Origin of the sequence: Arthrobacter sp. (assembly GCF_030540645.1) — a bacterium.
Taxonomy (GTDB): domain Bacteria; phylum Actinomycetota; class Actinomycetes; order Actinomycetales; family Micrococcaceae; genus Specibacter.
Genome location: NZ_JAUNVV010000038.1, coordinates 1 through 9,852 on the forward strand (window position 1 = coordinate 1; position 9,852 = coordinate 9,852).

A 9,852-nucleotide genomic window follows, 5' to 3' on the forward strand; every position below is an offset into this window, starting at 1 on the left:
TGGTAACAACCCGTGCCCATTCCCAACTCGTGAAAAAGGCAGTGGACGGGCTCAAAGCCAAGGGCGACACCGACGTGCTGTAACCCGGGGCGCCCCGCAGCGCCAAATGTTCCGGCGCGCTCGGAGTAATGCAGGGAAGTGAATGCAGTCACGGCACGCTGACGTGACTAGAGTTTGACTTGTGCGCAATTACTCGCTGGAAACAGAACCGACCGAGCTGGTAGGCCCGTGGCTTGAGCCCCTGTTGGAAGAGGTCGTTGAATTCAGGCGTGACCTTCATGCCCATCCGGAACTGTCGTTCCAGGAGTTCCGCACCTCCGGCAAGATCTATGACCGCCTTGTTGCGGCAGGCCTTTCCCCACGCCGTCTTGACGGCACCGGCGTCATTGTTGACGTGGGCGAGGGGGACATTGCGACGGCGTTGCGCGGGGACATTGATGCCCTGCCCATCGTGGAGGAGACCGGCCTGCCGTTTGCCTCCCGCAACCACGGCGTCACGCACGGTTGCGGACACGACTTCCACACTGCCACGATGCTGGGCATTGCCCTGGTGCTTGCTCGCATGCACGAACACACTCCGTTGGGCGGGCGCATCAGGATCATCTTCCAGCCCGCCGAGGAAACCATGCCCGGCGGAGCGCTTTCCTGCATTGACCAGGGAGCTCTGGACGGTGTGCCGCGCATCATGGCATTGCACTGCGACCCGCGCATCGAAGTGGGCAAGATCGGCACCCGGATCGGGCCCATCACCAGCGCCTCGGACACCATCAAGATTGAACTTTCCGGCCGCGGCGGCCACACCTCCCGCCCGCACCTGACCGAGGATTTGGTGTTCGCACTGGCCCAAATTGCCATCAGCGTCCCGGCGGTACTGTCCCGTCGTGTGGATGTCCGCAGCGGCGTCTCCGTCGTGTGGGGGCAGATCCATGCTGGTTCTGCGCCCAATGCCATCCCCGGACAGGGCGTTATGAGCGGCACCATGCGCTGCCTTGACCGCGAGGCCTGGCACGCGGCGGGGGAGTTGCTTGACGACGTCGTTCAGCAGATTGCTGCACCCTTTGGCGTGGAAGTGCATCTGGAACATACCCGTGGGGTGCCCCCGGTGGTCAACTCCGAACACGAAACTGCCGTCATTGAGGCAGCGGCCCGCGCTGAACTTGGCGAGGACACTGTGGTGTTGGCGCCGCAATCAATGGGTGGGGAGGACTTTGCCTGGTTCCTGCAGGGTATCCCCGGTTCCTTGATGAGGCTGGGCACCCACGTCCCCGGCGGCGAGGAATACGACCTGCACCGGGGTGACTACATTGTGGACGAACGCGCACTTTCCGTCGGTGTTCGCGTGCTGTGCGCTGCCGCCCTGCGGGTGCTGCGCGACGCTGCTGAACAGTAGATCGCACCTGCGCGGGCCTGCTGGAGGCAAGCCTCCGGCGCGCGCCCCGGATCACAAACATGTAACGGTTCCCCAACGATGGCCCGTGGTTCCCGTCCGCCACTACCGGCGGGTACGAAAGTGCCACTAGTGTGTGATGCATAGCGCCGCAATGCCGGGGTGCGCCAACGCAAGCCGATGTCCGCCACAGACCTGAAGAACAGTGTTCCAGTTTGGGCGGACGGCCCGGTTTGCCTTCGGGGCGATTCCTTCACTGCGGCGGTCCCACACCACATGGAGGAACCTTGAAGAACCATCTTCTAAACACCGTCAAGCGCGGAGCCATCGTAGGAACTGTCGCAGTGAGCGCCATGGCGTTGCTGCTCACCGGCTGCGGCGAAGCCCCGCCGGCACCGGGTGGCGGCAGCACGGAAAATGCCGCAGCAGCCAACTTTTTGGGCTGCATTGTTTCTGACTCCGGCGGATTCGACGACCAGTCCTTCAACCAGTCCTCTTACGAGGGCATGAAGATGGCTGTCAAGGATTTGGGTATCAAGATGAAGGAAGCCCAGTCCTCCAGTACGGCAGATTTTGTACCGAACTTGAACCAGATGGCCAGCGCCGGCTGCAATCTGACGGTCACTGTGGGCTTCCTGTTGGCTGAGGCTACTGCTGCTGCGGCGAAGGACAACCCGACGTTGCACTACGCGATCATCGATGACAACTCGATCAAGGCGCCCAACGTGAAGCCGGTGGTCTACGACACTGCCCAGGCCGCGTTTATGGCCGGATATGTTTCGGCAGCGGTGTCCAAGACCGGAAAGGTCGGCACCTTTGGCGGCGTCAACATCCCCACGGTCACCATCTTCATGGACGGTTTTGCCGATGGTGTGAAGTACTTCAACGAAAAGCAGGGCAAGGACGTTCAGCTTTTGGGCTGGAACGTTGACACGCAACAGGGTTCCTTCGCCAACACGTTTGAGATCATCCAGGAAGGCACCAAGATCACGAACAACCTGATCTCTGAAGGCGCCGACGTGGTCATGCCTGTGGCTGGTCCGCTTGGCAAGGGAGCCGGCGATGCCATCCTGGCAGCCAACAAGGGTGGCAAGGATGTCAAGCTCGTCTGGGTCGATTCCGACGGTTTCCTCACCGCACCCACGTACAAGTCGATCCTGCTGACCTCGGTCATCAAGACCATGGGCGAAGCCGTGGAAACCATTGTCAAGGAGGACGTGGACGGCAAGTTCGACCCGACCCCCTACATTGGCACCTTGGACAACGGTGGCGTTTCCCTGGCCCCGTTCCACGACCTTGAGTCCTCCGTCAGCAAGGACATCCAGAGCCAGCTGGCGGACATCAAGAAGGGCATCATTGACGGCTCCATCAAGGTGGAGTCCAAATCCAGCCCGAAGTAGGTACCGCACACGGGCGCTGCGTGCCGCACCAGGCGGAACGCGGCGCCCGTTCTGCAGCTTTTCGAACTATCCATCCGCAGAGACGGGCCAAATACGTTGAAACTTGAACTTCGGGGCATCACCAAGCGCTTCGGCACCCTGGTGGCGAACGACCACATCGACCTGGTCGTGAACACGGGGGAAATCCACAGCCTGTTGGGGGAAAACGGGGCCGGCAAATCGACCTTGATGAATGTCCTGTACGGCCTGTATGCACCCACGTCTGGTGAGATTCTCATCGATGATGTGCCGGTGCGGTTCTCCGGCCCTTCCGACGCCATGGCAGCCGGCATTGGCATGGTGCACCAGCACTTCATGCTCGTCCCGGTCTTCACCGTGGCCGAAAACGTGGCCTTGGGTGCCGAATCCACCACCTTTGGCGGCATCCTGAACCTGGAGGAAACGCGAAAGAAAGTTCGTGAGATCTCCGCCAAGTTTGGTTTCGACGTGGACCCTGACGCACTGGTGGAAGACCTCCCCGTGGGCGTCCAGCAGCGGGTGGAGATCATCAAGGCGCTGGTGCGCAACTCCAAAATCCTGATTCTGGATGAGCCCACCGCCGTGCTCACGCCCCAGGAAACCGACGAACTGATGGACATCATGGGCCAGCTGCGTGAAGGCGGCACCTCCATCGTTTTCATTTCGCACAAGCTGCGTGAGGTCAAGGCCGTCTCGGACACCATCACCGTCATCCGCCGCGGCAAGGTGGTAGGTTCCGCACCGCCGTCGACCCCCACCACGGAGCTGGCCGCCATGATGGTGGGCCGCGCCGTGAACCTTTCCCTGGACAAGGCGGATGCCCAGCCGGGTGAGGAAACGTTCAAGGTCACCAACCTGACAGTGATGAACGACGCCGGCCAGAGACTTTTGGACAACGTCACCTTGGGCGTCTCCCAAGGTGAGATCCTGGCGGTGGCCGGTGTGCAGGGCAATGGGCAGACGGAACTGACTGAAGCCGTGCTGGGACTGCATAAGCACGTGCTGGGCTCCATCACGCTGGAAGGGCAGGAACTGCTGGGTAAAAGTGTCCGCAAGATCCTGGATGCAGGGGTGGGCTTCGTCCCCGAGGACCGCTCGGACGACGGGCTCGTGGGGGAGTTCTCCATTGCTGAAAACCTGATCCTGGACCTGTATAAACAGGCACCCTATTCCCGCCGCGGCACCATGAACCATGCAGTCATTGCGAAGAATGCGGTGGAAAAGGTGGAGGAGTTCGATGTTCGTGCGCAGACTGCGCAGGACCCGGCAGACACCCTATCCGGCGGAAACCAACAAAAAGTGGTGCTGGCCAGGGAGCTTTCGCGGCCGCTGAAACTCTTCATCGCCTCTCAACCCACCCGTGGCGTGGACGTCGGATCCATTGAGTTCCTGCACAAACGCATCGTGGCGGAACGTGACGCAGGCACCCCAGTGCTCATCGTGTCCACGGAGTTGGATGAAGTATTGGAACTAGCAGACCGCATCGCGGTACTTTTTGCCGGACGGCTCATGGGCATTGTCCCGGGAAAGTCCAGCCGTGCCTTGATTGGCCTGATGATGGCGGGGCTGCCCGCTGCAGAAGCACAGGAACAAATGAACAAACAAGATACAGAGCCAGAGACAGCCACGGACGCTGTGTCCGCTTCCGAAGCCCAGGGCTCCGCCAGCACGAACGATTCAGGGGTGCAGTCATGAGCGAGCCGCAACTGCCGCCTCCCGGGGGGTCTTTGGACAACAAGGAGCCTGGAGCCGGGGCTGGTGGCGCGAAGGCGCCCTGGAAAACCGACAACGAGTCAAACGGCAGCCAGCTGATGCGGGAAATCATCAGCGGTAACGCGATGATCTCCGTCTTGGCCGTGCTGGTTGCGCTCGTCATTGGCGGGGTGCTCATTGCCGTCACCGACCAGCGGGTAGTTACGGCGTTCGGGTACTTCTTCAGCGATCCTTCCGCTACCTTCGGCGCTATCTGGGCTTCCATCTCGGACGCCTACGGCGCCCTGTGGAGAGGCGCCACCTACGATCCGAACTCCCGGACGTGGCAGGGCAGGTTGGGCATCTTTGAAACGCTCACCTTCGCCACTCCGCTGATTTTGTCCGGGCTGGCCGTCACGTTGGCATTCAGGGTGGGACTTTTCAACATTGGTGCGCAGGGCCAGATCATCCTCGGTGCCACGTTTGCCGGCGTCGTAGGTTTCATGATGGAACTGCCCCCGGGCATCCACCTGGTGGCCGTGGTACTGGCAGGTGCCCTTGGCGGCGCCATCTGGGGTGGAATTGCCGGATTCCTGAAGGCAAAGACCGGTGCGCACGAAGTGATCGTGACGATCATGCTCAACTACATCGCCATCTCCCTTGTTCTGTATCTACTCAAGAACCAGCTGCGAGACCCCGCCAGCAGCAACCCCATCAGCCCGCGCATGCACGAAACTGCCATGTTCCCACTGCTACTGGGCCCCAACTACAGGCTGCATGCGGGGCTGATCCTAGCTATTGCCGCCGTCTTCGCCGTTTCCTGGCTGCTCAACCGCTCGACACTTGGATTTGAGTACCGGGCCATTGGGGCCAACCCGCGTGCAGCCCGCACAGCTGGCATGCTGGTGTCCCGCGGCTACATCACCGTCATGCTGATCTCCGGAGCGCTGGCCGGTCTGGCGGGTGTGACCCAGCTGGCCGGGACGGAAAAGATCCTGGATTCCGACGTTGCGGGGAGCATTGGCTTCGACGCCATCACGGTTGCCCTGTTGGGGCGGTCAAAACCTTGGGGCACGTTCTTTGCAGCCCTCTTGTTTGGGGCATTCAAAGCGGGTGGCACCTCAATGGCGGTCAACGCCGATGTGTCCATTGACATCGTGGCTGTGGTGCAGTCCTTGATTGTGCTGTTTATCGCGGCCCCGCCGCTGGTCCGATCCATGTTCCGGATTAAGGCAGTTAGCCGCGAAGGAGTCGCAGCATGAGCATCGCAACCACAACCGACCACGGCAAGGTGCATGACGCCGTCGCCGTGCGCAGCTGGAAAATGCCGATTCTGTTCGCAGCCCTCGCACTGTTCGCCGTCGTCGTTTTCATTCTGCTTGGCCCCGGCGGCACCGCAACCTTCCGCATCTCCTCCAGCGGCGACGCCTGGCAGGTACCCAATCTGGTGCTGCCGGCCAAGGCCGTGGGGATCGTTGTCTCGCTGGCCTGCGCCGCACTGACGTATGTGGCGTACAACCAGACCAAGACTCGTGGCCGTATTGCCACGTGGGTGGTCATGGTGTTCACCGTGCTGTTCGTGGTGGGCTTGATGGTGTGGATCATCGGTGGCACAACCACGCAAAACATTACGCTCGTGGGGCTCTTCACCGGCGCCATGCTGATCACCACGCCACTGGTGTTCGGTTCCATGTCGGGGGTCCTCTCCGAACGCGCCGGCGTGGTGAACATCGCCATCGAGGGGCAACTGCTGGCGGGTGCCTTTACTGCCGCACTGGTTTCCTCCATCACGCATAACGCCTATGCCGGACTTGTTGCCGCAGCCGTGGCCGGGGTGCTCGTGTCGCTGCTGCTGGCGTTGTTCAGCATCAAGTACGTGGTGAACCAGATCATTGTCGGCGTGGTGCTGAACGTGCTGGTGTCCGGCCTGACCGGGTTCCTGTTCGAAAAGATCATGAAGACCAAAGTGGACGGGGTGACACTGTTCAACCAGCCCGCGCACCTGCCAAACCTGCCCATTCCGCTGCTCTCAGAAATCCCCATCATCGGCCCTACCCTGTTTCGGCAGTCAATCATTGGCTACTTCATGCTGATCCTTGTCGCAGCGCTTTGGTTTGGCCTGTTCCGGACCCGTTGGGGGCTGCGCGTGCGTGCCGTGGGCGAGCATCCCAAGGCAGCGGACACGGTGGGCATCAACGTCAACCGGACCCGCGTGTTGAACGTGCTCGCCGGTGGCGCCGTGGCGGGTGTGGGCGGGGCCTACTTCACGCTTGTTGCGGTCAGCAGCTTCAGCAAGGACATGACAGGAGGACTGGGGTTCATTGCCTTGGCCGCCTTGATCTTCGGCCGGTGGAACCCGATCGGGGCAGCCCTTGCCGCGTTGCTCTTCGGCGTGGCCGGGAACCTGCAAAGTATCCTCTCACTCGCTGGCACACCGATCGACGGACAGTTCCTGGCCATGCTGCCGTACGCGCTGACCATTCTGGCCGTCTCCGGCTTTGTCGGCAAGGCCATGGCCCCGGCCGCCGACGGCGAACCGTACATCAAGGAGTAGGACATGCCGCAACCCATCCTCGACGAGTGCTGGGAACCCTTGCGCCAGGCTGCCACCGCGGCACTTGACTGCGCCTATGCCCCCTACTCGAATTTCCCTGTGGGAGCCGCCGCCCGGCTGGCAGATGGCAGCATCGTCTCCGGCTGCAACGTGGAGAACGCCAGCTACGGGCTGAGCCTGTGCGCGGAATGCACCATGGTGGGGGCCGCCCGGATGAACGGTGGGGGACTCATCACAGAGTTCTACTGCGTCGACGCGCAGGGTGGAATTCTCATGCCATGCGGGCGCTGCCGGCAGCTGCTGTACGAGTTCAGCACTGCGGACACGCGGCTCATGACCACCTCCGGGGTGAAGTCCATGGCCCAGGTCCTGCCGGACGCCTTCGGCCCACAGGACCTGACTCGGATTGAATTGGAGAGACCATGAACAACACCCCGGCATTTGCGGCCAGCACGTTCGACGCCGTTGACATCATCGGCATCAAACGGGACAAAGGCACACTGAGCGGCGAACAAATCCGCTGGACCATCGACGCGTACACGCGCGGGGTCATCGCTGAAGAACAAATGGCGGCACTGAACATGGCCATCCTGCTCAACGGCATGAACCGGGCGGAAATTGCGCAGTGGACGGCAGCCATGATCGCGTCCGGGGAAACACTTGACTTTGGGGGGCTTCGCAACGCCGCAGGTTCGTTGATGCCCACCACCGACAAACACTCCACCGGCGGCGTGGGCGACAAGATCACGCTGCCGCTGGCCCCTTTGGTGGCCGTATTTGGCGCAGCTGTGCCACAGCTTTCCGGCAGGGGCTTGGGCCACACGGGCGGCACATTGGACAAACTTGAGGCCATCCCCGGCTGGCGTGCGAACCTCAGCAACGAGGAGATGATGCAACAGTTGACTGAAGTGGGTGCAGTGATCTGTGCCGCCGGAACGGGCCTCGCACCTGCCGACAGGAAACTGTACGCCTTGCGCGATGTCACCGGAACTGTTGAATCCATCCCGCTGATCGCCTCATCCATCATGAGCAAGAAGATCGCCGAAGGAACCGGCGCGCTGATCCTTGATGTGAAGGTGGGTTCCGGCGCCTTCATGAAGAGCGTGGACATGGCCCGGGAGCTGGCGCAGACCATGGTGGCCCTTGGCAAGGACGCAGGAGTAAATACGGTGGCGCTGCTGACGGATATGTCCACGCCGCTGGGCCTGACGGCAGGCAACGCCATTGAGGTGCAGGAGTCCGTGGACGTACTGGCCGGGGGAGGCCCCTCCGACGTGGTGGAACTGACCGTGAAACTGGCACAGGAAATGCTGGAGGCCGCGGGGATCCAAGGCGCCGACCCTGCAGCGGCACTCAAGGATGGCCGGGCCATGGACGTGTGGCGCCGCATGATTGCCGCCCAAGGCGGCGATCCTGATGCGGCTTTGCCTGTGGCTCGCGAGTCCGAGGTGTTGTATGCGCCGACGGACGGAGTGCTGGTCGCACTGGATGCGATGAGCGTCGGGGTCGCCGCCTGGCGTCTGGGCGCTGGCCGGGCCCGCAAGGAGGACGTGGTTCAGGCAGGTGCAGGAGTGCGCCTGCATGCCAAACCGGGAGACCGGGTGCGCGCAGGGGAACCGCTCATGACGCTGCTGACGGACACGCCGGAGAAATTCGACCGGGCCAGGGAAGCATTGGCGGACGCCGTGAGCATCGCAGCAGAAGACACCCCGGAGCGGCCCAAGCTCATCATCGACCGCATCGGCTAACCCCCTACCGACGCTCCTGCACTTTCCGGGGTGATGCAAGCGTCGCTCCTGCACGCCTGGGGGTCGTCCCGGCGTCGCTCCTGCACGTTTTGGGGTCCCCTGTTCGTGGCTGTCTCAGTAGCTGCAGAGCGTTCGGCCATAGCGACCTGAACGTGCTGGTGCGTCAGTCGAAATGGCCCGGAAGATGCAGGAGCGTCGGTAGGGTGGCCCCGGAAAGTGCAGGAGCGTCCATGGGGGGAAACTTTGGCGGCATTGTTATATCCGTTGACTGATTGTCCGCTAGATCCAGTGCCTGAAACCCAAACCGTGCAACTCTCATTCCATGGACGGAGAACCGCCACGGCAACTCGTCCTTTCGGTGTATACCGGTGACTGCCCCGACGTGGGAAGCTTAGTGCAGACAACCACCACAGGGAAGGAAACGTCCAGGGTGGATTTTTTGCACATCATCGGTCAAATTAACGTTCTGATCGAACATTCCGCCGCACAGTGGTGGGTGATTCCCTTGGTCAGCCTCTTTTGCCTGATCGACGGCTTCTTCCTGTTCCTGCCCAGCGAGACGGCCATTGTGGCCTTGGCTTCCATCTCGGCACGTACGGGGTCACCAAATATTTGGCTGCTGATCCTGGGCGCCTCGATTGGGGCCATGATTGGCGACAACATTGCGTACGTCATGGGCCGGAAATTGGGCACTACGCGGTTTAACTGGATGCGCAGGCCGCGTGGGGCAAAGGCCTTCGCTTGGGCCAGCAGGGAATTGGAAAAACGCGGAGCCATGCTGATTTTCACCGCCAGGTACATCCCGGTGGGAAGAATTGCCGTCAACTTCACGGCGGGGGCCACACACTTTCCTTGGCGCCGCTTCGTGGTGTTGGACGGCATAGCGGTAGTGACGTGGGCTGGCTATTCGGTGGCCGTGGGAACATTTGCCGGCCGCTGGGTTCACGACAACCCGTTGTTGGGTGTGGGAATTGCCATTGCGTTTGCCATTGTCATTGGTTTTCTGGTGGACCACGGCATGAGATTGATACACCACTTTCTGGAAAGACGCGG

The 9,852-nt window shown here is 61.7% G+C and carries 8 protein-coding genes; all 8 read left to right on the top strand.

What is annotated here, in order from left to right; translation table 11 throughout:
- The first annotated feature begins 181 nt into the window (after window positions 1-181).
- Window positions 182-1,390 (top strand): amidohydrolase, encoded by a 1,209-nt coding sequence (locus Q4P21_RS08855; protein WP_303388420.1) that lies wholly within the window; start codon window positions 182-184, stop codon window positions 1,388-1,390.
- Window positions 1,391-1,740: 350 nt separating this feature from the next.
- Window positions 1,741-2,787: a BMP family protein gene (locus Q4P21_RS08860; protein WP_303388444.1), complete on the top strand. Its 1,047-nt coding sequence runs from the start codon at window positions 1,741-1,743 to the stop codon at window positions 2,785-2,787.
- 96 nt (window positions 2,788-2,883) lie between these two features.
- Window positions 2,884-4,500, top strand: coding sequence for an ABC transporter ATP-binding protein (locus tag Q4P21_RS08865; protein WP_303388421.1), 1,617 nt, complete (start codon window positions 2,884-2,886; stop codon window positions 4,498-4,500).
- Complete coding sequence (locus tag Q4P21_RS08870) at window positions 4,497-5,759, top strand: ABC transporter permease (RefSeq protein WP_303388422.1); 1,263 nt, start codon at window positions 4,497-4,499, stop codon at window positions 5,757-5,759. The genes Q4P21_RS08865 and Q4P21_RS08870 overlap by 4 nt, the downstream gene beginning before the upstream one ends.
- A complete protein-coding gene (locus Q4P21_RS08875) occupies window positions 5,756-7,051 on the top strand; it encodes an ABC transporter permease (protein ID WP_303388423.1) in 1,296 nt (431 codons plus the stop codon). The genes Q4P21_RS08870 and Q4P21_RS08875 overlap by 4 nt, the downstream gene beginning before the upstream one ends.
- A 3-nt stretch (window positions 7,052-7,054) precedes the next feature.
- Window positions 7,055-7,477, top strand: a complete 423-nt coding sequence (locus Q4P21_RS08880) for a cytidine deaminase (protein WP_303388424.1) — start codon at window positions 7,055-7,057, stop codon at window positions 7,475-7,477.
- Entirely contained in the window at window positions 7,474-8,799 is a 1,326-nt protein-coding gene (locus Q4P21_RS08885; RefSeq protein ID WP_303388425.1) for a thymidine phosphorylase, read from the top strand. The genes Q4P21_RS08880 and Q4P21_RS08885 overlap by 4 nt, the downstream gene beginning before the upstream one ends.
- 430 nt (window positions 8,800-9,229) lie before the next feature.
- The coding region (locus tag Q4P21_RS08890; RefSeq protein WP_303388426.1) for a DedA family protein at window positions 9,230-9,852 on the top strand (623 nt) is incomplete at its 3' end.

Bases quoted from the DNA above. Each gene is read 5' to 3' on its own strand.
- Q4P21_RS08880 (WP_303388424.1), top strand. From the start codon at position 7,055: ATGCCGCAACCCATCCTCGACGAGTGCTGGGAACCCTTGCGCCAGGCT.
- Q4P21_RS08875 (WP_303388423.1), top strand. From the start codon at position 5,756: ATGAGCATCGCAACCACAACCGACCACGGCAAGGTGCATGACGCCGTC.
- Q4P21_RS08870 (WP_303388422.1), top strand. From the start codon at position 4,497: ATGAGCGAGCCGCAACTGCCGCCTCCCGGGGGGTCTTTGGACAACAAG.
- Q4P21_RS08860 (WP_303388444.1), top strand. From the start codon at position 1,741: ATGGCGTTGCTGCTCACCGGCTGCGGCGAAGCCCCGCCGGCACCGGGT.
- Q4P21_RS08885 (WP_303388425.1), top strand. From the start codon at position 7,474: ATGAACAACACCCCGGCATTTGCGGCCAGCACGTTCGACGCCGTTGAC.